This is a genomic window from Ochrobactrum sp. Q0168, assembly GCF_016427605.1.
Classification (GTDB): domain Bacteria; phylum Pseudomonadota; class Alphaproteobacteria; order Rhizobiales; family Rhizobiaceae; genus Brucella.
This window is the reverse complement of record NZ_JAELXQ010000013.1, coordinates 94,454-115,491: the sequence shown is the minus strand read 5'-3', so window position 1 is coordinate 115,491 and position 21,038 is coordinate 94,454. Positions and strand designations below refer to the sequence as shown.

Below are 21,038 nucleotides of genomic sequence, written 5' to 3'. Positions count from 1 at the left end.
TCAACCCGTTTTTTTCAAGAAAATCACAATCTTATCAACCGTAACTTCCTCAAATCCAAAACCAGATTTCCATCCAGCTCCAGCCGCCCCAACTACTCATCAGCCAACTTCTCGTCAACCACTTTCATCAGAACTCAAGGACGAACCAACCTGCCGCTAGCAGCGTCGCCGCCCTCGTTGTGGCGCTATATAGGGCGGACTAATCCAAACTGTCAACACGCATTCCAACAAAAATGCAGTTTTCTTTTCCACAGCCAGAAAGAAGAGAATTTACCTCCTATTCACCAATTTGAACAGGTGATTCTGATGCTGAAGCCCAGCCCATTCGCTCAGTGACATCATCGGCGAGCGCCCGCATCCGTTGGCCAATCTCCTCGATCACTTCCGGACGAGCCTCGGCCGCCATCATGGAAAGCGCAATCCCGGCACTTGGGCGGTTCGACTGTTCAAAGATCGCCGCGCCAATGCAGAACATGCCTTCGCGCAGCTGGCCGTCATCAAGCGAATAGCCCTTCTCTCTTATACCTGCCATCTCGATCTCAAGGGCTTTCAGTGAAGCGACGCTCGCCGGTGTGGCGAGTTCCGGCCAAGGCTCGGGAAGATGAAGCGCCCGCTCCTCCGCTGGCATGGCCGCGAGCATGGCCTTGCCGGTTGCCGTAAATACCGCAGGAACGCGCATGCCGATGCGGAAGGTTATTCCCAGTGGCGCAGAGGAATTGCGGCAGGATAGATAGATGACATCCGGACCATCGAGATGGGAAAGCGTCAGCGTATAGGCGCCAAGCCCTTCTGCCTGCGCGACCGCCTCATGAAACACTTCGACAATATCGCTACCCGCCAGAAAGACATTGGCCCAGCGGACCGACTGCGGCCCCATGGAAAAACTGCCGTCATTGTTGAATTTGAGAAGCTTCAGATGAACCAATGTCTGGCAAAGCCCGTGCACACTGCTTTTGGGCAGCCCGGCCTGACGCGCAATATCGGATAGTTTCAATGCACCGCCCTTCCCGTCACCAGCCTTGGCGACGAGATCGAGTATTTGTGCGGCGCGCATCACCGCCGGGACCAGTTTCAGGGAACTTGCCTCGTCAGTCATCGTTTCAATCCTATGCTTGCTCGCCATCTGCCCAACAGATCACCGGCTGAGCGATTGACTTTAGCCGCCACGATCTGTTTAATTCAATATATCGAAGACTGTTCAATATGCTGAACAATCGATCAATGCAAGACTGGGACGGAACATCAGACATGATCACCTTGAAAGACCCTTCGCTGCTGCAATCGAAATGCCTGGTCGACGGTCGCTGGATCGATGCGGCTGACGGCAAGAGCATCAATGTGACCAACCCTGCTGACGGCTCCGTGGTTGGCACGGTTCCGTCGCTGTCGGTGGACACGATCAAGGAGGTTATCGACGCCTCCGCCAAGGCGCTTCCCGCCTGGGCCGCGAAGACCGCCAAGGAGCGCGCGGGCATTTTGCGCAAATGGTTCGACCTTATCGTCGCCAATGCCGATGACATTGCGCTAATCATGACATCGGAACAGGGAAAGCCCCTCGCCGAAGCGCGCGGTGAAGTGCTTTATGCTGCGTCTTTCATTGAATGGTTCGCGGAAGAAGCAAAGCGTGTTTATGGCGACACCATCCCTGCCCCGCAGGCCGGGCAGCGCCTGACGGTGATCCGCCAGCCGGTTGGCGTCACCGCCGCGATCACGCCGTGGAACTTCCCCGCCGCCATGATCACCCGCAAGGCCGCACCGGCGCTGGCCGCTGGCTGCACAATGATCGTGCGCCCCGCTGATCTGACCCCGTTAACGGCTCTGGCGCTTGGCGTTCTGGCCGAGAAGGCTGGTATTCCCGCCGGTGTGTTGCAGATCGTGACCGGCAAGGCGCGCGAAATCGGCGCTGAACTCACCAGCAATGACAGTGTGCGCAAGCTCTCCTTCACCGGCTCCACGGAAGTGGGCCGCCTGCTGATGGCGCAGTGCGCACCGACGATCAAAAGAGTATCGCTGGAACTCGGCGGCAATGCGCCGTTCATCGTCTTTGACGACGCCGATCTCGACGCCGCCGTGGAAGGCGCGATGATTTCCAAATATCGCAACGCCGGTCAGACCTGCGTTTGCGCCAACCGCATTTATGTTCAGCGCGGTATTTATGACAAGTTTGCCGAAAAGCTCGCTGAAAAGGTCAAGGCGCTGAAGGTCGGCAACGGCACCGAACCCGGCGTCGTCATCGGCCCGATGATCGAGGAAAAGGCAATCACCAAGGTCAAGGCGCATATTGAAGATGCCGTTTCCAAAGGCGCAAAGCTCATCACCGGCGGCAAGGAGCTGGGCGGCCTGTTCTTCGAACCGGGCGTTTTGACCGGTGTGACCTCGGACATGGCCGTTGCCCAGGAAGAAACTTTTGGCCCGCTGGCGCCACTCTTCGCCTTCGACACGGAAGAAGAAGTGCTTGCCATGGCCAATGATACGATCTTCGGTCTTGCTGCTTACTTCTATACAGAGAACTTCAGCCGTGCGATCCGCGTCAGCGAAGGCCTCGAATATGGCATGGTCGGTCATAATACCGGCCTGATCTCCAATGAGGTCGCGCCGTTCGGCGGCGTCAAGCAGTCCGGCCTTGGCCGCGAGGGCTCTAAATACGGAATCGAGGAATATCTCGAAACCAAATACATCTGCAGCGCCTACAAGCGCTGATTGTTGCAATGTAATGAATGAGACGGCGCGCATTGTTCGCGCCGTCTTTTTTATTTATAGACGGTGCAACCGCAACGACGGCTATCCGCCGCACATTATCCGGACAATCCATGCTGCGCCGCCTTTACGACTGGACGATCTCACTTGCCGCCAGAAAATCAGCCGAATGGTGGCTGGCGATTATCGCCTTCGTGGAAAGTTCGGTTTTCCTCGTTCCGGCGGACGTTCTGTTTCTGCCGATGGCGCTGGCCCGTCCGGAACGCGCCTGGCGCTATGCCTTCATCGCCACTGTTTCATCCGTGCTGGGCGGTATTGCGGGCTGGTATCTCGGCTATCATGCCTATGAACAGATCGCCAAGCCGGTGCTGGAAATGTATGGCAAGCTCGACACGTTCGAGCATCTGCGCGGCACGACCAGCGCCGACGCTATTTTGCTGATGCTGATCACGTCAGGCCTCGCCCATCTGCCGCCGATCAAGGTGGTAACGATCCTGTCGGGTGCGGCTGGCGTCAATATCTGGCTTTTCATCGCATCGGCCATTGTTGCACGCGGTGCGCGCTTCTATTTCCTGGCCTGGTTGCTGCGCCGCTATGGCGAGCCGATCCGCCATTTCATCGAAAAGCGTCTTGGCCTGATTGCCAGCGCCGTGGCAGTCTTACTGATTGCCCTGTTTTTTGCTGTGAAATATCTTCACGCCTGATCCGGCTGCCTCACGCCGGTCAAAATAAATTGCTTGGAAACAAGTCTCTATCTTAGTTTAGCTGCACATAAAGAGCCGCGTCAGGAATTTTCATATGGCATTTGCACTTAATCATCCGGTCGGCAAGGTTCAGGCTTGGACCGCAGGCATCATGACCCTCGGTCTCGCCGCAACCGTCGGCACTGCCCTCGGCTTCGAGCATCTTGCGGGCTTCATGCCATGCAAGCTCTGCCTTGAAGAGCGCACGCCCTATTATATTGGCGCCCCGGTTCTGGCCGCAGCCTGGCTTTCCTATGGATTGAAGTGGCCGCCGATCCTGACGCGCGGCCTGATCCTGATCGGCGCGCTTTTGATGACCTATGGTCTGGCGCTGGCCGTCTATCATACGGGCGTTGAGCTGAAATACTGGCCCGGCCCGACCGATTGCAGCGCGGCGACCATGAAAGTAACGCTGGATGCGGGCAACCTTCTGAGCGACCTCAACACGCATCCGCCTGCATGCGACAGCGCACCCGGCTTTTTCCTTGGCCTGTCCTTTGCCGGATGGAATATCGTCGCAAGCCTGTTCTTTGCAGCCATCGGCTACTACGGCGCTTTTGCGAAGAGTGGGAAATAGGGAAGATTCTGAGGGGGCTAAGGCTCCAGTTCGACATCCCAATAGAGAAAATCGAGCCAGCTATCGTGCAGATGGTTGGGCGGGAAAAGACGACCATTATTGTGCAGATCCTGCACGGTCGGCATGACCGGCTTCTGGCGCGGCCACATATGCGCAGCCGCAGGCATGAGACCGCCCTTGCGCAGATTGCATGGTGAACAGGCGGCGACCACATTTTCCCACGTCGTCTCGCCGCCATGGCAACGCGGGGTAACGTGGTCGAAGGTCAGATCATGCGGCGAGCCGCAATACTGGCACTCGAACCGATCACGCAGAAAGAGATTGAAGCGCGTAAACGCCGGATAGCGCGGCGGCTTCACATAATCCTTCAGGCAGATCACGCTTGGTACGCGCATGGAGAATGACGGCGAGGAAACGATCTGATCGTATTCTGCGACGATATTGACGCGTTCGAGAAAGACCGCCTTGATCGCATCCTGCCATGACCAGAGCGACAAGGGATAATAGCTGAGCGGACGATAATCCGCATTGAGGACCAGAGCGGGCAAGCCACTCGTCGAGACGGTCCGGGGTGAGACTGCAATGGTCAAGCACGCACCTCCTTCAGAGCAACTCCGAGAAAGGGCGAAACGACTTTCCATGCGGAATTGCGCTCTTTATCGGAGCGCCGCGCGTCCATTGTGGGCGCAACAACGACGCTCCAAGACCGCGAAGACGGACTGCAATCAGCAGAAAATCAAGCTTCTGCGAATCGAAATACCGTCATCAGCTGATGGGGATAATGTAAGCCCGACGTGACAGGATTGTGAAGCGGAAACGCATTTGTGCCACCGGAAACACGCAACATTTACAGAAGCATCTACAAAAGTGGGGCCGCTTCACGCCCCTTGATTGCTGCGTAATAGGCCCAGAACAATCGCGCCGCCACGCCGCGCCAGGGTGCCCAATCTTCCGCCAGAAGCCGCAACGCTTTAGCGTCCGGGCGCATTTGATGGGCAAAGGCATGACCGACGGCTGCTTGCAGCGCCACATCGCCCGCCGGAAACACATCCGGATGACCGGCGGCAAACAGCAGATAGACCTCCGCCGTCCATGGCCCGATGCCCTTTATCGCGGTGAGCGCTTCTATCGCTTCCTCCGCGGGCAGATCGCAGAGCCCGTGCAGATCGAGCCCGTCATCCACCAGCGCCTGCGAGACGGCCAGAAGCGTCCTTTGCTTGGGCCGCGACAGCCCGGCGAACCGCCACGCCTCCTCGCCGCCATCGATATAGGCTTGCGGCGTCAGCGGATCGATCGCCTCTCTCAACCGCGCCCAAATGGCTGCAGCGCTTGCGGTTGAAACCTGCTGCGCCACGATAATCGAAGCCAGACTTTCAAAGCCGGGCGGTGAGCGGCGCAGCGGAACTGCATGGGCGCGGCTGCGAATATCGGCCAGTCGCATATCGGCCAGAACCAGCGCTTCAAGGCCAGCCTCTATATCGTCCAGTGTATCGATCCGCTGCATGGTGTGGCCTTTCATTTCAAACGCCGACAAAGTACCAATGCATTTAAATGACAATCAATAAGAACCGGCAACTGCCACAATCATGACCAGACCTGTCTTTCGCTTCGCCCCCAGCCCCAATGGCCAACTGCACCTTGGCCATGCCTATTCAGCCCTTCTCAACGCACGCATGGCGAACGAAAGCGAGGGTCGTTTTCTATTACGCATGGAAGATATCGACACGGCGCGCTGCACGCCGGCGCTGGAACAGGGCATCTACGACGATCTGCACTGGCTTGGCCTTTCATGGGAAAAGCCCGTGCGCCGTCAGTCCGAACATTTCGGCGAATATCGCAATGCGCTGACAAAGCTTGCCGACAAGGGCCTTGTCTATCCGGCGTTTCTCAGCCGGGGCGAAGTGCGCGAACGGATTGGCGAGGCCCATGCCAAGGGCAAGGTCTGGCCATCGGACCCGGACGGAACGCCGCTTTATCCGGGCGGCGAGCGAAATCTCTCCGAAAAGGAGCGCATGGAACGGATCGTGTCGGGCGTCGCCTATGCCTGGCGTCTCGACATGGATAAAGCTCTGGCGGCTGCGGGCGGGCCAGTGTTTTGGGAAGAAAGCGGCGCCGGCCCGGATAGCGAAACGGGGCGTATCGCCGCCGATCCCGCCCGATGGGGTGATGTGATCATCGCGCGCAAGGACACGCCGACCAGCTATCATCTCTCCGTAGTGGTGGACGACGCGCTGCAAGGCGTTACCCATGTCGTGCGCGGCAGGGATCTTTTCCACGCGACCGCCGTGCATCGTCTTCTGCAAAAGCTCCTCGACCTGCCGGAACCGCATTATCATCACCATGATCTGGTGCTAGGTGACGACGGGCTGAAACTGTCGAAAAGCCGCAAGGATACGGCACTTGCATCGCTGCGCGAACAGGGATGGACACCGGAGCAAATAAAACACACTTTGAAGTTGTGATTTATTTTCTCCCCAGCGTCACAGATGATGTGCCGCCGCGTCGATTGACGAAAGCGCGCCAAAGCGGTTCAAAGGCAACAGGATAGCTGGCGTTAAAAGCGCTGGCGGTGGTTGTGTATATTCTGAAGGAGGCCAAGCCATGAGCAATTACGTCGAAATCGAAGGTTTGCGTGTTGCCCCGGAACTCGTGGAGTTTCTGGCCAAAGAGGCCGCGCCCGGCACCGGTGTGGACCCGGACACGTTCTGGAAAGGCTTCGCCGCCATCGTTCGCGATCTTGCCCCGAAGAACCGCGCGCTTTTGAAGAAGCGCGACGACATGCAGGCGAAGATCGACAGCTGGTACAAGGAAAACCGCGACAAGGGCTACAGCCAGGCGGATTACCAGCAGTTCCTGAAGGATATCGGCTACCTCCTGCCGGAAGGCGGCGCCTTTACCGTTTCGACCGCCAATGTCGATCCGGAAATCACCCATATTGCCGGTCCGCAGCTCGTCGTGCCGGTCATGAATGCGCGCTATGCGCTTAACGCCGCCAATGCGCGTTGGGGCTCGCTCTATGATGCGCTTTACGGCACCGATGCGATTTCCGACGCCGATGGCGCGGAAAAGGGCAAGGGCTATAATCCGAAGCGCGGCGAGAAGGTTATCGCCTGGGCGAAGAATTTCCTCGATGAAAGCGCGCCGCTTGCGTCGGGCAAATGGGCCGAAGTCGCTGGCCTTTCCGTCAAGGATGGCAAGCTCGACATCAAGCTGACGAACGGTTCCGCCACAACCCTGAAAGATGCCAGCCAGTTCAGGGGCTATAATGGCGACGCCGCCAGCCCGACCAATGTTCTGCTGGCCAAGCACAACATGCATGTCGATATCGTCATCAATGCCGATCATCCGATTGGCAAGACGGATCCGGCGCATATTGCCGACATGGTTCTGGAATCGGCCATCAGCACGATTCAGGATTGCGAAGATTCAATTGCCGCTGTCGATGCCGAGGACAAGGTTGCGGTCTACCGCAACTGGCTCGGCCTGATGAACGGCAAGCTGGAAGACACGTTCGAAAAGAACGGCAAGCAGATGACGCGCCGCCTCAATGGCGACCGCAGCTATCGCGCCGCCGATGGCTCCGAGCTGACGCTCAAGGGCCGCTCGCTGATGCTGGTTCGCAATGTCGGCCACCTGATGACCAATCCGGCCATTCTTGACGCCGACGGCAATGAAGTGCCGGAAGGCATCATGGATGCGGCCTTCACCAGCCTGATCGCCCTGCACGATATCGGCCCGAATGGCCGTCACATGAACTCGCGCGAGGGCTCGGTTTATATCGTCAAGCCGAAGATGCACGGCCCGGAAGAGGTGGCTTTCGCCAACGAGCTCTTCACCCGCACCGAAGAACTGCTCGGCATGAAACCCAATACGCTCAAGATGGGCGTGATGGACGAGGAACGCCGCACGACGATCAATCTCAAGGAATCGATCCGCGCCGCCAAGGACCGTGTCGTGTTCATCAATACCGGCTTCCTCGACCGCACCGGCGACGAGATCCATACCTCGATGGAAGCTGGTCCGATGATCCGCAAGGGCGACATGAAGCAGGCCGCATGGATTGGCGCTTATGAACAGTGGAACGTCGATATCGGTCTCGAATGCGGCCTTTCCGGCCACGCGCAGATCGGCAAGGGCATGTGGGCCATGCCCGACCTGATGGCGGCAATGCTGGAGCAGAAGATCGCCCATCCGAAGGCAGGCGCGAACACCGCATGGGTGCCGTCGCCGACCGCCGCCACGCTGCACGCCACCCATTACCACAGAATAGATGTCGCCGCCGTTCAGGAAAAGCTCAAGAGCCGCCCGCGCGCCAAGCTCGACGACATTCTGTCGGTGCCGGTCGCCAGCCGTCCGAACTGGACGCCGGAAGACATCCAGAAGGAAATCGACAATAACGCACAGGGCATTCTGGGCTATGTCGTGCGCTGGGTTGATCAGGGCGTCGGTTGCTCGAAGGTGCCGGACATCAACAATGTCGGCCTGATGGAAGACCGCGCGACGCTGCGGATTTCCGCCCAGCACATCGCCAACTGGCTCTACCATGGCGTTGTCACGGAAGCGCAGGTCATGGAAACCATGAAGCGCATGGCCGCTGTCGTGGACAAGCAGAATGAAGACGACCCGCTCTATCGCCCGATGGCTGCCGACTTCGACAAGTCCATCGCCTTTCAGGCTGCCTGCGACCTCGTCTTCAAGGGTCGCGAACAGCCGAACGGTTATACCGAGCCGGTCCTGCATCGCCGCCGCTTGGAACTGAAGGCGCAAGGGTAAAAACCAAGCGCTCGCCCTCGCCCTTCGACCCGATGCCTTCGCACCGGCTCAGGATGAGGGAGTGAGGTCATTGCCAAAGCCTCGGGCTTTGATCGTAAAACAGATTGAATGCGGCGGGAGAAATCCCGCCGTTTTCGTCTGCGAAATCGCTTGACTCCATTATAATAGATATTATTTCTATCATAATGGAAAACGCAATCGAACAGCTCGACAATGCCATTGGCGAGAACCTGCGCCGTCTGCGTCTGGCGCAAGGCATGACGCTGGATGCGCTGGGCGATGTTTCCGGGGTCAGCCGCGCAATGATCTCGCGGATCGAGCGCGGCGAGACAAGCCCGACCGCACAGCTTCTGGCGCGCGTTTGCGCGGCGCTCGGCACTTCGCTTTCAGCCTTTTTTGGCGATGCGGAAGCGCCGCCATCGCCCTACCTTCCCAATGAGCGCCAGCCCGTCTGGCGCGACCCAGACACTGGCTATCTGCGCCGGTCGGTCTCCCCACCCGGTACAGGCTCGAATGTCGACATGATCGAGGTCGAGTTTCCCGCTGGTGCGAAAGTGTCCTTTGCGCCGCAGACCGCCAATGCCGGTATCACCCAGCATATGTGGCTCTTTGCCGGTGAGATGGAAATGACCGTGGGCGACACGCATTATAGCCTCAAGCCCGGCGACTGCCTTTATATGCCCATCATGGCTGGCATCACCTTTTACAATCCCGGCTCTTCCCTTGCACGCTACGCCATCGTGCTCGAACGCCGCGGCAGCCTTTGAAAGACCGTCCGATGATTCACGTTCTCAATGCGGAAGAAGCAAAACGAGCTGTCCCCGCGCTCGCCGAAATTCTGGCCGACTGCGTCATGGGTGGCGCATCGGTGGGCTTCATGGCCCCGTGTGAGCCGCAGGATTTCACGCCTTACTGGACCCGCATCGCCGGCGAGACCGAGAGCGGCGACACGCTGCTCATCGTTGCCGAACATGAAGGCGAAATCGTCGGCACGGTTCAGCTTGGCCTCGCGCAAATGCCCAATCAGCCGCATCGCGCCGACCTGAAAAAGCTGCTCGTCCACCGCAAGGCGCGCGGACTTGGCCTCGCGCGCAAGCTGATGGATGAAGCGGAAACCCAAGCCCGCAGCCGAGGTAAAACACTGATCTGCCTCGACACCGCCACCGGCAGCCCCGCCGAAGCGATCTATACCCATCTGAATTGGCAGGCCGTCGGCGTGATCCCGAATTACGCGCTCTTTCCCGATGGCAGTCCCTGCGCCACCACGCTCTTCTACAAAGGCATCTGAAATGACCCTTTCCATCCGCCATGCGACGGCAGCCGATCTCCCGACGCTGCTTGCCATCTATAATGATGCGGTCGAAAACACCCTCGCCATCTGGAATGAAACGCTCGTCGATCTGGAAAACCGCCGCCTGTGGCTGGAAGGCCGCAAACGCGACGGGTTTCCGGTGCTGGTGGCCGAGCGCGAAGGCAAAGTCGTCGGTTATGCCAGCTATGGCCCGTTCCGGCCCTTCGAAGGCTTTCGCCATTCGTCCGAACTGTCGGTCTATGTCGCAAGCGATGCGCGCGGCGGCGGCATCGGTCGCGCCTTGCTGGCCGAGCTCGTCGAAGAAGCGCGCCGCCGCAAGGTGCATGTGCTGGTGGCGGGCATCGAAGCGGGCAATGCCGCGTCCATCGCGCTGCATAAATCGCAGGGCTTTGAGGATTGCGGCACCTTGAAACAGGTCGGTCAGAAATTCGGCCGCTGGCTCGATCTGACCTTCATGCAGAAGATTCTGTGATCTTCAGTCGAGCGACATTTGCCACCGACAGATCATCAAGACCGATGGCTCCTTCCACCCGGTCGCTGCGCGCCATGAGATAGAGGCCGAGACCGCTGGTCAGCACCGCGATGAACACCAGATACCAGGCATGCGCCATCGGATTGACCGCCAGCATCGTCGTCACGATCACCGGCGTCAGGCCGCCAAACACCGCATAGGAAAGGTTATAGGAGAACGACAGACCCGAAAACCGCACCGGGGCTGGGAAGGCGCGCACCATGACATAGGGTACCGCGCCAACCATGCCGACGGAAAGTCCCATGACCGCGTAGAGCGCAAAAAGCACCGGCAGCGAGGTGCCGGCAAAGCTGTAGAAAACGAAGGTGGCAATGCCGAAGAACACACCGGCCACCGCGAAGAAGCGACCGCTGCCGATACGATCGACAATTGATCCCGCAGTCACCGTGCCAAACATCAGGAAAAGCGTGCCAAAGCTGGTCGCAGCAAGCGATTGCAACGGGCTGTAACCATAGAGCTTTTGCAGGAAGGTGGCCGTCATCAGCGTGGTCACGACGATACCGGCAGACAATATCCAGGTCAAAAGCACGGAAATGATGACGCCGTGCATATGCTCGCGCAGCACGGTCTTCAGCGGCAGCTTGTCTTTCAGCAGATGGCTGTTCTTCATTTCGGTAAAGATCGGCGTCTCCGCCAGCCAGCGCCGCAGATACACAGCGAGCAGGCCAAAAATACCGCCAATGAAGAAGGGGATGCGCCATGCATAGGCGGCAAGCTCTTCCGGGGTGAAAATCCAGTTGATCGCCGTTGCGATCAGCGAACCGATCATGATGCCGAGCGTCAGACCGGAACAGAGGAAGCCGCAGGCCATGCCGACCCGATTGGCGGGCACATGTTCCGCCACAAAAGTCCAGGCGCCGGGAACCTCGCCGCCAATGGCCGCGCCTTGCAACATGCGAAACACGATGAGCAGGATCGGCGCGCCAACGCCAAGCGTCGCATAGGTGGGCAAGCAGGCCATGGCCAATGTCGAGACCGACATCAGGAACACCGAAAAGGCGAAGACCCGCTTGCGCCCGAACTTGTCGCCGAAATGCGCCAGCACGATACCGCCAATGGGGCGCACCAGATAACCGGCTGCGAAAATGCCGAAAGTCTGGATCATGACCAGCCAGTCCGGCATGTCGGGCGGAAAGAACAGATGCCCGATGACGCTGGCAAAAAACACGAAGATGATGAAATCATAAAACTCCAGCGCGCCGCCGAGGGCCGAAAGGCCAAGGGTGCGGAAATCCTGTCCATGGAGCGGACGGGGGCTAATGCCTTGCGCGTGCGTGTTCATCGATGCCATCGATCCTGTTCTTTTTCGGCTTGTTCGTCATGCCATTGCTTTGCAAAACCCCGTTTTACCGGGGCCGAAATGTAATGCGCCAAACAGGCCCGCATCGCAAGACTTGACTTTTAGCTGACTCATTATAACTTTAGAATAATTCTAAACTGATGGATTTTAACATGCTGAGTCGATTTTTCCGCAACGGTCGTCGCCCGTTCGATTCGCTTTCCGAACAGGAAATACTGGCGCTAGCCATCTCCTCAGAAGAGGACGATGCCCGCATCTATCTCGCTTATGCCGATGGCCTGCGTGAAGAATTTCCGCAATCGGCCAAGATTTTCGAACAGATGGCGGAAGAAGAGCACGGGCACCGCGATGCGCTGATCGAACGGCACCGGGCGCGTTTCGGCGACCATATTCCGCTCATTCGCCGCGAGCATGTCAGCGGCTATTACGACCGCAAGCCCGACTGGCTGGTGCGACCGCTCGGCATCGACAAGGTGCGCGACGCGGCGTCTGAAATGGAAGATCAGGCCTATCGCTTCTATGTCGAGGCGGCGAAGCGCGTCACCGATGCGGCCACGCGCAAGCTTCTGGGCGATCTGGCGCTTCAGGAAAAGCAGCACGAGGTCAAAGCCGAATCGCTGGAACAGGAGCTGACGCCCGAAACCGTGCAGGACGAGGAACGCGCGCTGGAGCGCAAGCAGTTCATCCTCACCTATGTCCAGCCCGGCCTTGCGGGCCTGATGGACGGTTCGGTCTCCACCCTTGCGCCGATCTTCGCTGCCGCCTTTGCCACGCAGGATACTTGGCAGACTTTTCTGGTCGGTCTGTCTGCCTCGGTCGGCGCGGGTATCTCGATGGGGTTCACGGAAGCCATTCATGATGACGGCAAGCTGTCGGGTCGCGGATCGCCGATCAAACGCGGCCTGTCCTGCGGCATCATGACGGCACTCGGCGGCCTCGGCCACGCCCTGCCCTATCTGATCACGGATTTCTGGACGGCTACGTCTTTGGCGGTCGTTATCGTGTTCTTTGAACTCTGGGCCATCGCCTTCATCCAAAACCGCTTCATGGAAACGCCATTCTTCCGCTCGGTTCTGCAAGTGGTGCTGGGTGGTGCGCTCGTCCTGGCGGCAGGTATTCTGATCGGTAATGCTTAAGCTTTGACGTCCAAAGGCGGCGACATCGCTCCCTCAAAACCGTCAATGGCGATGCGGCCCTGCCGGGAGACAGTGACAAAACTGTTTGCCGGCACGGCCCTCCAGTTCGCGGCTTCGCCATCCAGCGGCTCCGACACAACACAGATTCCGGACGATGCGCCAAGTGTCGCCGTATAAAGCGTCGGCGCAAAGGCGTCGGTGGCATAGCGGATCGCATAAAGCTGATTGCCATCGGAAAAGGCAGCCGTCAGCCGCAGAAATGGCGGCACATCGGCCTTTTCGGCTTCATTCACGATCGTCGCCACCATGCGCTTCATCGCCTGAACCGGATTACTGTCCAGGCCGAATTCCAGCATCAGCAGAAAGATCAGTTCCGAATCGGTTGCGCCGTGCTTCTGCGCATAGACATGATCGCTCAGATGCGCTTCGAGCCTGCGGCGCAGCCGGTCGAAACTGCCGATCTGCCCATTATGCATGAAGCTCCAGCGCCCGGAAACAAAGGGGTGACAGTTTGAACGGCTGGTCAGCCCGCCTGTCGAGGCGCGCACATGCGCAAGAAAAAGGCGCGACCGGATTTGTCGCGCCAGACTGCCAAGATTCTGATCGGACCAGGCGGGCAATATATCCCGATAAAGGCCCGGTTCGGTGCGATGCCCATACCAGGCAACGCCGAAACCGTCGCCATTGGTGCGCGTTTTGGCTTCATGCGCATCGTGGCTCTGCGCCACGAGCGAATGACAGGGAGACGAAATAATGTCTTCCAGATAGGTCTCAGGTCCGAGATAGGCTGCCCAACGGCACATGTGCGATCCGATGTAAACGTGTCGCCCGAAAGCGGAAACCGCGGTACTCAGCGACCTCTGTTATGCGTCCGCTCATAGAGCTGACGGACAATGGTGCTTGCAGTCTTCTCGAACAAAAATGGCAAAAATGCATGGATCAAAGCAGCAAATGCCGCCCCGAACAGCTTGAATGAAAACCGCGATGCAAAGGCCATATGCTCGAAATAGGTCTCATCGACCGAGGCGGGATGTTCGGTGAAAATGCGGGTAATACGCGTCGTCATTGCAATGCTCCCGTTTGATTGAGAAATTCTTTCTCTTTTGCCCAGCGCTGAAGCGCCGTTCTGGAAAATCATTTTAGCAAGAATGAAGAAGATGAAATCTCAAAATATTCTTGAAATCAGTATATAATTGGGACAAATATCCCACTATGATAGCTTCTATCGACGAAATTGATCGCAAAATATTGGGAGAACTGCAGATTGACGGCACGCTGTCTGTTGATTCTCTGTCGGAGCGTGTGAACCTGTCGCGCAATGCCTGTTGGCGACGGGTAAAGCGCATGGAGGAAGAGGGCATCATCAAGGCGCGTGTTGCGCTGGTGGACGCCGAAATGGTGGGCTGCGGCCTGTCCGTTTTCATTCTGGTACGAACATCCAGTCACGATCCGCAATGGCTTTCGAAGTTCCGCAACGCCACGGCGCGGTTTCCGGAAATCGTTGGTGTCTATCGCATGACAGGCGATCTCGACTATGTGTTGAAAGCGCGTGTGGCTGACGTGAAGGCCTATGACCGGCTCTACCAGCAGCTTATCGCCAGCGTTCCGCTGTCGGATGTTTCGGCTTCCTTCGTGATGGAAGAAATCAAGGAAACCACCGTCGTGCCGCTCGATCTGCGCTGACGGCAGCCCCAGATCGGCCATGCATGAAAAAAAGCATGATCCTGTGCCGTACTATCATTGCAAAACGCCAAATAGGCGGTACACCTTTGATCTGTTTTCACGTATGAGCGTCGCCAATTTGAATCCCCGCAGGAAAGGCTCCCTCATGACCGCAGCATCCGCTCAAGCACCAACGCTCGGCATCATTCGCCTCGAACATGCGAAAGGCCTTGAACTCCCCGCCTATGAGACCTCCGGTTCCGCAGGCATGGACCTGCGCGCAGCCGTTGCCGAAGACCGCCAGATCGTGTTGCTGCCCGGACGCCGCACGTTGGTTCCGACGGGTCTGATCTTCGAAATCCCGGAAGGCTATGAAGTGCAGATCCGCCCGCGCTCCGGCCTCGCCTTCAAAAACGGCATCACCTGCCTCAACACGCCGGGAACCATCGATTCCGATTATCGCGGCGAAGTGAAGGTTCTGCTGGTCAATCTGGGTGACGATGATTTTCGCATCGAACGCGGCATGCGCATCGCACAGGCCGTCTTTGCTCCCGTAGTGCAGCCAAAAATCGAGGAACGCGCCGAAGTCACCGAAACCACACGCGGCGCTGGCGGTTTCGGCTCGACCGGCACGGCCTGATCAAGCGAAATAGATTGAACGAAGAGCCGGGCGAAATGCCCGGCTTTTTCGTTTGGAATTTACTGCGTCAGCGCCGCTCTTTGACAAATAACACCTGTTACCTGAACATCAGCCTGACCGAGTTTGATGCCGAGCAAGTCGAGCAGGCCGTTTAGTATCGGATCGAGCAGGGATGTGAGCGGCGTCAGAAGACCTTTCAAAAGCACGGAAAGAGCGTCCAACGAAAGGGAAAGACCCGCTATATTCACTTCCAAGCTCAGGTCATTCTTGAACAACATGCTCGTTATGGAGCCGGTTATTGTAGAGTTAGTAACAGTCTTTATCGTTTTATTCTGTATATCATTGTATGTGAAAGTCAGTGATTTCTTTGTTTCATCACCTATAGGCAATGCGATTTTCGCTTTTATCGTAATGGGTAACAATAGGAGAACGTTCACCTCGGCGATCGTGGCCTTATCAACCACCGGCGTTTTTGAGAAGTTTTTCATTTGGTCATAATCAGCGTCGCCGAGATACACGCCTGCTATGCCGGGCCTCGCAGCAATCGTAACCTTTGCACTTTCCGGCCCTGTCGGACAGCTGACATTGCTTAGCTCGGCTTCAGCCCATGCGACATCCACATAGAGCGGTACGTGCAGTCCTGCCAAGGTACCTGCTCCTACTCCAATCCCGGTTTTGATGCTGACGTCGACATTCAGCTTCAGTCGAATCTGAGCTGTGCGAACAAGCGTCCCCGCGCCGCCTACAGCAAAGAACGGTGTTCCCTGAGGAGGTTCACCCACGGTAACAGAAAGCGACACGTCCAACAAACCTGGAATTTTCGCACCCGTATCTACCGCAGCTTGGTGCTTTCCTCCCAACATCACGCCTGCCGAAATCATCTGCAAGACATTGGCCGTGATGCTGTAATTGCCAGCAGAGCCTATGCTGGCGTTCGCCAGAGAACCAAGACCCAACAGCTTACCAACAGGCAATTTGGCTGAAAGGGCGGCTGCATTTTTGCCCAAAACGTTTAGTGCTGCCTTGGCTGTAGCGTTGTTCGTCACGACGTCAGCCATCACCTTTGCCAGAACGCCCACCGAGACGTTTGTATTCAACAACTGATCATATGTCCCAGCGGTCAAGCCGACTTGCGGTGCAAGTTTGTCGAGAAAGCCCAGCAGGTTGATATCGGTGGCAGCAAGAGCGTTGTAGTCAACCAAACTCAGGTTCAGCGTTGTTCCCAGCAAGCCGCCCAATAGTCCATTGAGAACACTTTGATCCGTGTTCAAACTGGCTAGTCGTGAACCGATGGAAAAAGCCGCTTCCGCATGGGAGGCCGCCATACCACTCGCGCCAACTGCAGGGCGATCCATCAGCGCCTGACCGAAATAGAGGTTGCCGGGCTTTGCGAGCGTCACCCGCACAGCATCCGGACTTGTGCCGCCCGCCACGAAACGCGACCCCACATCCACTGATTTATCGGCCTTGTAATTGCCGGTCTCCACCCAGACACGTGTGAGATTGTCCGTCTTGCCCTTGACGATGGAAGGGTCGTACGTGCCCGTCATCATGACGGGAGTGAGCCCATTGGCCAGCAATTGCTTTTTGACAGCATCACTGGCGGTGCCGATTGCGCTGGCACCGCTGATCGCGGCCAGATCGGCCATGTTCTGCAATTGTCGCCGCTCCAGATAGAGCGCGCTTGAATCGATGGTAAGCGCCGCAATTGCGAGAAAGAGTGGCACGATGAGGGCCGCCATCGTGGCCATATTGCCCTCACGCGCCTTTAAAAAACCTAAGCCCCCCACCCGCATGTCATGTCCCTCCGAGCCGGATTGTCGAAGCGCGCACGATCGTCTTGCCGGGTAGAGGCAATTCGGTAAACAGGTTCCAGATCGGCAGATTGGCTGCGTTATAGCTGATCGTGACTGTAAACTGGCTTGGATCCGACGCAGCATTGTCAATCGCGGTCTGTATCTGCGCCGGATTGATCAGCATATATTTGGCCGCGTTTTTCTGGATGTAAGTCGTGGCAAGCGTCTGCCGCTCGGTCGCATCTATCCCCGCAAGCGCCGTGCGTGTTGCATCGGCAGCGAGCTGCTGCACCGCATTGGCCGCGCCCAGATAAATCCCGAAAGCGATGACGCCCATCAGCAGAAGCAGAAAAACCGGCGCCAGTATCGCAAACTCTACTGCCGCAGTTCCCACTTTATTGCGTGAAAAAAGAACAGCAGATCGTATAATCTCCCGAAGCCATTCTTTTCTCTTCAAAAATGGGAAACTAATCGTTTTAATTGTGATCCCGCAGTCCATATGCCCTCCCGTCCAAGAGCAGATAAACTTACATGTATAGACATTACGAATGAACATGCTTCATGCACGCGCACTCAACTGTTTGACAGAAGAAATGCGTTCGATTTTTATTCTTATTACTTTTCATAATAATGCCGTCGATCCCATATCAACATAAAATAATTTAATAAAAGCTAAATAGAGCCTTATTCGACTCGATAGTAAAGTTTAACTACAAGTTGTATCGAGCGCGACCGTTAAGCCATTGTGGCAATTGGCGGCGGTGCGGCGCTGCCATTGGCTATAGCAGCGCGGCTGCTTTCTGCTGTTGTACCGTCGTCGAAAAAGGACGAACAAAAACCGGACTGGAGAAACCAGACCGGCTTTGTTGTCGCGAGAGATGCGGACCGTTTTACTTGAACTGAATGGGCACGCTGATCGATTTACGCGGCTCAGCAAGGGCTGGTGGCGGAGCAGGCACCGGCGAAGCACGACGCACTGCTTCTATTGCGAGTTGATCCACCGCAGGATCACCTGACGAACCCGCCACACGGGCCGACAAGACAGTGCCGGTAGGATCGACAACAAAAGTGACTCTCACAAGGCCCTTGGCGTTTCGCATCTTGCGCTGCAAGTACCGCGTATTGCGGTTGAGATGAGAAAAAAGCTTTGCTTCCCACTTGTCGGAGTTTACTCCAGCCGACGCGTTGTTCTCCCCACGGCGGTTCGCAGCAGCCTTCGGACCGTTATCGGCATCCATGCGCGGGGCGCTGGCCTGACGGGTTTCCTCGGCCTTTTCCGCCTTCTTAGGCTTCGGCCTCTCGACCTTTTGCGGCTTGGGCTTTTCAGGCTTCGGCTTTTCGACCTTCTTGGGTTCGGGTTTCGGCTCTGGCTTGGGTTCAGGCTTTTCGAAGGGCATAGGAACGGCCACGTCCGGCTTTTCCGCCTCGACGGCATCCGGAATGATCTCTTCCGGTTTCTCCTGAACGTTCGGCTCCGGAGGGGTCGGTTCCTCGGGCTGCGGTTCCGGCTGAACAACCGGCTCAGGCTCAACTTCCTTTGGTGCTTCCGCCGTTTCCGGTTGTGCTTGTTCCGCGACCTGTTCTTCGACCGGCGCCGTCGGCTCCGGTGCAAGCTCGACCACCATGGCCGCGACCTCGGCACCGAAAGGTTGCTCTTCTTCCCGCAGCTGTTGGATCGCGTAAGCACCGGCAGCATGTACCGTCAGGACAACTATGCCCGCGCCGATCCAACGTCCCGCATCATGCCAGAAGGAATGATGATGAACGTCGGGAGAGGCCACCTTTACGGGAGGATGATCGGGCGGAAGCGCATTCATTGTGCCGCTCCGGGTGCAGCAGGTGCCGGTGCGGAAGAAGCAGGTGCTGCTGGAGCGGCTGCGCCAACGGTCTCAAGACCAACCAGCGCGATCTTGAGATAGCCAGCCTCGCGCAACAAATTCATGATGCGCATCAGCTCTTCATAGGGGACAGTTTTATCGGCGCGCAGGAAAACGCGCGTTTCCTTGTTTTTTTCCGAGAGGCCATCCAGCGCAGCGCCCAGACGCTCGCGTGCAACGACATCATTGCCGACACTGATGCTCAGATCGGTCTTCAGCGTCACATAAAGCGGCTTGTCGGGGCGCGGCGCAGCGGCGGCGGTCGATGCCGGCAAGTCAACCTTCACGTCAACAGTCGCCAGCGGGGCCGCCACCATGAAGATGATGAGCAGAACCAGCATCACGTCGATGAAGGGCGTTACGTTGATCTCGTGATTGAGCTCGAGATCGTCTCCGCTGCCTTCGCGAAGTTTACTCGCCATGGTGCCTACTCCGCTGCGTGCAGCGTGCCTTCGCGCACGCCGGCTGCCCTGAAATCCAGATCGCGGCTGACCAGACGTTCAACACCCGCCGATGCATCTGCCAGAAGCGAACGGTAGCCGGTGATTGCGCGGGCAAAAACGTTGTAGATCACCACCGCCGGAATAGCGGCCACCAGGCCGATAGCGGTGGCAAGCAGAGCTTCAGCAATACCTGGAGCCACCACGGCCAGATTGGTCGTCTGCGCTTCACTGATGTTGATGAAGGAATTCATGATGCCCCAGACGGTGCCGAACAGACCGACAAATGGTCCAATCGAGCCGATGGTGGCGAGGACGCCGGTGCCCTTGGACAGGCGGCGACCAGCCTTGGCTTCAATCCGCGACAGGCGCGACGAAACACGTTCCTTGAGACCTTCTCCTCCCGCGCGCGCCAGTGCCGGGCTGGAGAGCCGGACCTCGTCTTCGGCAGCCCGCACCATGATGGCGCCCGCCCCCTTGACGCCGTCGAGCGAACGGCCCGCTTCGGAAGGCGTTGCGAAATGACCGATGTTCTTCAGCGCCTTATTGGCACGGCGGCGCGCACCCGCCAGTTCGAGCGACTTGGCAACCCATATGGTCCATGTTGCGAGCGAGGCAAGGCCGAGACCGATCATCACCGCCTTCACGATCCAGTCGGCGGCCATGAACATGCCCCAGGGCGACAGGTCATGCGGAAGGCTGGCATCTCGCTCTTCGATTGCGGGCTGCTGCTCGGCTTGTGGAGCCAGCGTCTGATCCACAGCAAGCGGCTGGATTGCAGGCGCAGGCTGGCTGGTCGGCTGAGTGGCGGCGGGAGCCGCTGAAGGATTGGGCTGCGCCGCCTCTTGAGCCAGCGCTGGACCCACGCCCAGCAAGACAATGCCCATTGTCGCGCCCATCGCCGCAGCCATGAAGCCTTTCCGACAGAAACCAGTCATCTTGATCGCCTTTTGATTGTTCAACTCGGGCGCCAAGGACGACCCATCACGCAGGCCGCAAGGCGCTGCTTGTTGAATCCTTTTTAACTCCCAATAATATGATGATGCAAGTCATGTTTTGTTGTAACTGCCTTTTTCCGCCCGCTTTTTGGGAAGCGGGGCCTGTCAAACCCCTTATAAATAGCTGTTGCATAATGCGGACAAATCAGACCTGATAACCATGTCGGAAGAGTTCATCCCCTTGGTCAATGCGGATGGGTAGAGAGCGCACCGGCAGGAGGAGCATGCAGATGATGCACAAAGACATTCAGGCACTCGAGCATGCGGCAAGAACCGCGATGGCGGGCAATGATGATCCGCTGCCAGCTCCGCAGCGCACGCTGAAACCGGCCCATGTCGGCCTCGCCTTTCTGATGATCGCGGGCGCAGCCTATCTGTTTCTCGTCTGACATTGCTTCGGCTCGATGACCCGCGCCTTGTGCGGACCGGGCCTGCAACAGCCCGCCGTTTACCATGACGCGTAAGAAGTGACACGCGGCGTTGCTGCAAGCAGCTATTGCGTGCAACCATTGGTGACGAAAAGCGTTGTTACAGCGACAATCCGTTATGACAGGA

General features: G+C 57.7%; 22 protein-coding genes and 1 pseudogene. 12 read left to right on the top strand and 11 right to left on the bottom strand.

What is annotated here, in order from left to right; all coding sequences use genetic code 11:
• Nucleotides 1–277: 277 nt before the first annotated feature.
• Entirely contained in the window at nt 278–1,096 is an 819-nt protein-coding gene (locus tag JAU75_RS18680) for an IclR family transcriptional regulator (RefSeq protein ID WP_199057961.1), read from the bottom strand.
• Between the two features lie 152 nt (nt 1,097–1,248).
• Here JAU75_RS18680 and JAU75_RS18675 point away from each other — a divergent pair, with 152 nt between their 5' ends.
• The 3 genes from JAU75_RS18675 (at nt 1,249) to JAU75_RS18665 (ending at nt 4,017) form a co-directional block, all read left to right on the top strand.
• Nucleotides 1,249–2,700 (top strand): NAD-dependent succinate-semialdehyde dehydrogenase, encoded by a 1,452-nt coding sequence (locus JAU75_RS18675; RefSeq protein WP_199057960.1) that lies wholly within the window; start codon nt 1,249–1,251, stop codon nt 2,698–2,700.
• Between the two features lie 110 nt (nt 2,701–2,810).
• Nucleotides 2,811–3,401 carry a YqaA family protein gene (locus JAU75_RS18670; protein WP_199057959.1) on the top strand — a complete coding sequence of 197 codons (591 nt, stop codon included), beginning with the start codon at nt 2,811–2,813 and terminating at the stop codon, nt 3,399–3,401.
• Between the two features lie 94 nt (nt 3,402–3,495).
• Nucleotides 3,496–4,017, top strand: coding sequence for a disulfide bond formation protein B (locus JAU75_RS18665; protein WP_199057958.1), 522 nt, complete (start codon nt 3,496–3,498; stop codon nt 4,015–4,017).
• A 17-nt stretch (nt 4,018–4,034) separates the two neighbouring features.
• On the opposite strand, the gene JAU75_RS18660 is transcribed toward JAU75_RS18665, so the two are convergent.
• Together JAU75_RS18660 and JAU75_RS18655 are read right to left on the bottom strand one after the other, a co-directional pair.
• Nucleotides 4,035–4,607, bottom strand: coding sequence for an HNH endonuclease (locus JAU75_RS18660; protein ID WP_078339434.1), 573 nt, complete (start codon nt 4,605–4,607; stop codon nt 4,035–4,037).
• Between the two features lie 269 nt (nt 4,608–4,876).
• Entirely contained in the window at nt 4,877–5,521 is a 645-nt protein-coding gene (locus JAU75_RS18655) for a DNA-3-methyladenine glycosylase (protein WP_199057968.1), read from the bottom strand.
• An 82-nt stretch (nt 5,522–5,603) separates the two neighbouring features.
• On the opposite strand from JAU75_RS18655, the gene gluQRS reads away from it, so the two are divergent.
• The 5 genes from gluQRS to JAU75_RS18630 all read left to right on the top strand — a co-directional run bounded on the left by gluQRS (nt 5,604) and on the right by JAU75_RS18630 (nt 10,574).
• Nucleotides 5,604–6,479 carry a tRNA glutamyl-Q(34) synthetase GluQRS gene (gene gluQRS, locus JAU75_RS18650; RefSeq protein ID WP_199057957.1) on the top strand — a complete coding sequence of 292 codons (876 nt, stop codon included), beginning with the start codon at nt 5,604–5,606 and terminating at the stop codon, nt 6,477–6,479.
• Between the two features lie 139 nt (nt 6,480–6,618).
• Nucleotides 6,619–8,790 (top strand): malate synthase G, encoded by a 2,172-nt coding sequence (locus JAU75_RS18645; RefSeq protein WP_199057956.1) that lies wholly within the window; start codon nt 6,619–6,621, stop codon nt 8,788–8,790.
• A gap of 185 nt (nt 8,791–8,975) precedes the next feature.
• Nucleotides 8,976–9,557: an XRE family transcriptional regulator gene (locus JAU75_RS18640; RefSeq protein ID WP_199057955.1), complete on the top strand. Its 582-nt coding sequence runs from the start codon at nt 8,976–8,978 to the stop codon at nt 9,555–9,557.
• A gap of 11 nt (nt 9,558–9,568) precedes the next feature.
• Nucleotides 9,569–10,078, top strand: a complete 510-nt coding sequence (locus JAU75_RS18635; RefSeq protein WP_199057954.1) for a GNAT family N-acetyltransferase — start codon at nt 9,569–9,571, stop codon at nt 10,076–10,078.
• A 1-nt stretch (nt 10,079) separates the two neighbouring features.
• Nucleotides 10,080–10,574, top strand: coding sequence for a GNAT family N-acetyltransferase (locus JAU75_RS18630; RefSeq protein WP_199057953.1), 495 nt, complete (start codon nt 10,080–10,082; stop codon nt 10,572–10,574).
• Here JAU75_RS18630 and JAU75_RS18625 read toward each other — a convergent pair.
• Nucleotides 10,555–11,925, bottom strand: a complete 1,371-nt coding sequence (locus tag JAU75_RS18625; protein ID WP_199057952.1) for an MFS transporter — start codon at nt 11,923–11,925, stop codon at nt 10,555–10,557. The two genes, JAU75_RS18630 and JAU75_RS18625, sit on opposite strands and share 20 nt — an antisense overlap.
• Before the next feature lie 161 nt (nt 11,926–12,086).
• Between JAU75_RS18625 and mbfA the strand changes: the two genes are divergently transcribed.
• Nucleotides 12,087–13,070, top strand: coding sequence for an iron exporter MbfA (gene mbfA, locus JAU75_RS18620; protein ID WP_199057951.1), 984 nt, complete (start codon nt 12,087–12,089; stop codon nt 13,068–13,070).
• Here mbfA and JAU75_RS18615 read toward each other — a convergent pair.
• Nucleotides 13,067–13,873: a class II glutamine amidotransferase gene (locus JAU75_RS18615; RefSeq protein ID WP_199057950.1), complete on the bottom strand. Its 807-nt coding sequence runs from the start codon at nt 13,871–13,873 to the stop codon at nt 13,067–13,069. The two genes, mbfA and JAU75_RS18615, sit on opposite strands and share 4 nt — an antisense overlap.
• A 47-nt stretch (nt 13,874–13,920) precedes the next feature.
• The gene (locus JAU75_RS18610) at nt 13,921–14,136 is read right to left on the bottom strand and encodes a DUF6356 family protein (RefSeq protein WP_109369714.1); all 216 of its coding nucleotides are present in this window, start codon (nt 14,134–14,136) and stop codon (nt 13,921–13,923) included.
• A gap of 146 nt (nt 14,137–14,282) precedes the next feature.
• On the opposite strand from JAU75_RS18610, the gene JAU75_RS18605 reads away from it, so the two are divergent.
• Both JAU75_RS18605 and dut read left to right on the top strand, forming a co-directional pair.
• Nucleotides 14,283–14,753 carry an Lrp/AsnC family transcriptional regulator gene (locus JAU75_RS18605; protein ID WP_199057949.1) on the top strand — a complete coding sequence of 157 codons (471 nt, stop codon included), beginning with the start codon at nt 14,283–14,285 and terminating at the stop codon, nt 14,751–14,753.
• Nucleotides 14,754–14,898: 145 nt separating this feature from the next.
• Nucleotides 14,899–15,372 (top strand): dUTP diphosphatase, encoded by a 474-nt coding sequence (gene dut / locus JAU75_RS18600; protein WP_199057948.1) that lies wholly within the window; start codon nt 14,899–14,901, stop codon nt 15,370–15,372.
• Between the two features lie 59 nt (nt 15,373–15,431).
• Here the strand turns inward: dut and JAU75_RS18595 are convergent, their stop codons facing one another.
• From JAU75_RS18595 to exbB, 5 genes and pseudogenes are all read right to left on the bottom strand, one after another.
• Nucleotides 15,432–17,123 carry a pilus assembly protein TadG-related protein gene (locus JAU75_RS18595; protein WP_247880539.1) on the bottom strand — a complete coding sequence of 564 codons (1,692 nt, stop codon included), beginning with the start codon at nt 17,121–17,123 and terminating at the stop codon, nt 15,432–15,434.
• Nucleotides 17,124–17,169: 46 nt separating this feature from the next.
• The gene (locus JAU75_RS18590) at nt 17,170–17,562 is read right to left on the bottom strand and encodes a TadE family protein (protein WP_371836206.1); all 393 of its coding nucleotides are present in this window, start codon (nt 17,560–17,562) and stop codon (nt 17,170–17,172) included.
• Between the two features lie 496 nt (nt 17,563–18,058).
• Complete coding sequence (locus JAU75_RS18585; protein ID WP_199057946.1) at nt 18,059–18,985, bottom strand: TonB family protein; 927 nt, start codon at nt 18,983–18,985, stop codon at nt 18,059–18,061.
• The gene (gene exbD / locus JAU75_RS18580; RefSeq protein ID WP_199057945.1) at nt 18,982–19,467 is read right to left on the bottom strand and encodes a TonB system transport protein ExbD; all 486 of its coding nucleotides are present in this window, start codon (nt 19,465–19,467) and stop codon (nt 18,982–18,984) included. Before exbD ends, JAU75_RS18585 begins: the two co-directional genes overlap by 4 nt.
• Nucleotides 19,468–19,472: 5 nt before the next feature.
• A pseudogene (exbB, locus tag JAU75_RS18575) lies at nt 19,473–20,204 on the bottom strand (tonB-system energizer ExbB); the annotation flags it as partial.
• A gap of 509 nt (nt 20,205–20,713) precedes the next feature.
• On the opposite strand from exbB, the gene JAU75_RS18570 reads away from it, so the two are divergent.
• Entirely contained in the window at nt 20,714–20,872 is a 159-nt protein-coding gene (locus tag JAU75_RS18570; protein WP_199057943.1) for a hypothetical protein, read from the top strand.
• The last annotated feature ends 166 nt before the right edge of the window (nt 20,873–21,038 follow it).

Bases quoted from the DNA above. Each gene is read 5' to 3' on its own strand.
- JAU75_RS18680 (WP_199057961.1), bottom strand. From the start codon at position 1,096: ATGACTGACGAGGCAAGTTCCCTGAAACTGGTCCCGGCGGTGATGCGC.
- JAU75_RS18675 (WP_199057960.1), top strand. From the start codon at position 1,249: ATGATCACCTTGAAAGACCCTTCGCTGCTGCAATCGAAATGCCTGGTC.
- JAU75_RS18670 (WP_199057959.1), top strand. From the start codon at position 2,811: ATGCTGCGCCGCCTTTACGACTGGACGATCTCACTTGCCGCCAGAAAA.
- JAU75_RS18665 (WP_199057958.1), top strand. From the start codon at position 3,496: ATGGCATTTGCACTTAATCATCCGGTCGGCAAGGTTCAGGCTTGGACC.
- JAU75_RS18655 (WP_199057968.1), bottom strand. From the start codon at position 5,521: ATGCAGCGGATCGATACACTGGACGATATAGAGGCTGGCCTTGAAGCG.
- gluQRS (WP_199057957.1), top strand. From the start codon at position 5,604: ATGACCAGACCTGTCTTTCGCTTCGCCCCCAGCCCCAATGGCCAACTG.
- JAU75_RS18645 (WP_199057956.1), top strand. From the start codon at position 6,619: ATGAGCAATTACGTCGAAATCGAAGGTTTGCGTGTTGCCCCGGAACTC.
- JAU75_RS18640 (WP_199057955.1), top strand. From the start codon at position 8,976: ATGGAAAACGCAATCGAACAGCTCGACAATGCCATTGGCGAGAACCTG.
- JAU75_RS18635 (WP_199057954.1), top strand. From the start codon at position 9,569: ATGATTCACGTTCTCAATGCGGAAGAAGCAAAACGAGCTGTCCCCGCG.
- JAU75_RS18630 (WP_199057953.1), top strand. From the start codon at position 10,080: ATGACCCTTTCCATCCGCCATGCGACGGCAGCCGATCTCCCGACGCTG.
- JAU75_RS18625 (WP_199057952.1), bottom strand. From the start codon at position 11,925: ATGGCATCGATGAACACGCACGCGCAAGGCATTAGCCCCCGTCCGCTC.
- mbfA (WP_199057951.1), top strand. From the start codon at position 12,087: ATGCTGAGTCGATTTTTCCGCAACGGTCGTCGCCCGTTCGATTCGCTT.
- JAU75_RS18615 (WP_199057950.1), bottom strand. From the start codon at position 13,873: ATGTGCCGTTGGGCAGCCTATCTCGGACCTGAGACCTATCTGGAAGAC.
- JAU75_RS18610 (WP_109369714.1), bottom strand. From the start codon at position 14,136: ATGACGACGCGTATTACCCGCATTTTCACCGAACATCCCGCCTCGGTC.
- JAU75_RS18605 (WP_199057949.1), top strand. From the start codon at position 14,283: ATGATAGCTTCTATCGACGAAATTGATCGCAAAATATTGGGAGAACTG.
- dut (WP_199057948.1), top strand. From the start codon at position 14,899: ATGACCGCAGCATCCGCTCAAGCACCAACGCTCGGCATCATTCGCCTC.
- JAU75_RS18595 (WP_247880539.1), bottom strand. From the start codon at position 17,123: ATGGCCACGATGGCGGCCCTCATCGTGCCACTCTTTCTCGCAATTGCG.
- JAU75_RS18585 (WP_199057946.1), bottom strand. From the start codon at position 18,985: ATGAATGCGCTTCCGCCCGATCATCCTCCCGTAAAGGTGGCCTCTCCC.
- exbD (WP_199057945.1), bottom strand. From the start codon at position 19,467: ATGGCGAGTAAACTTCGCGAAGGCAGCGGAGACGATCTCGAGCTCAAT.
- JAU75_RS18570 (WP_199057943.1), top strand. From the start codon at position 20,714: ATGATGCACAAAGACATTCAGGCACTCGAGCATGCGGCAAGAACCGCG.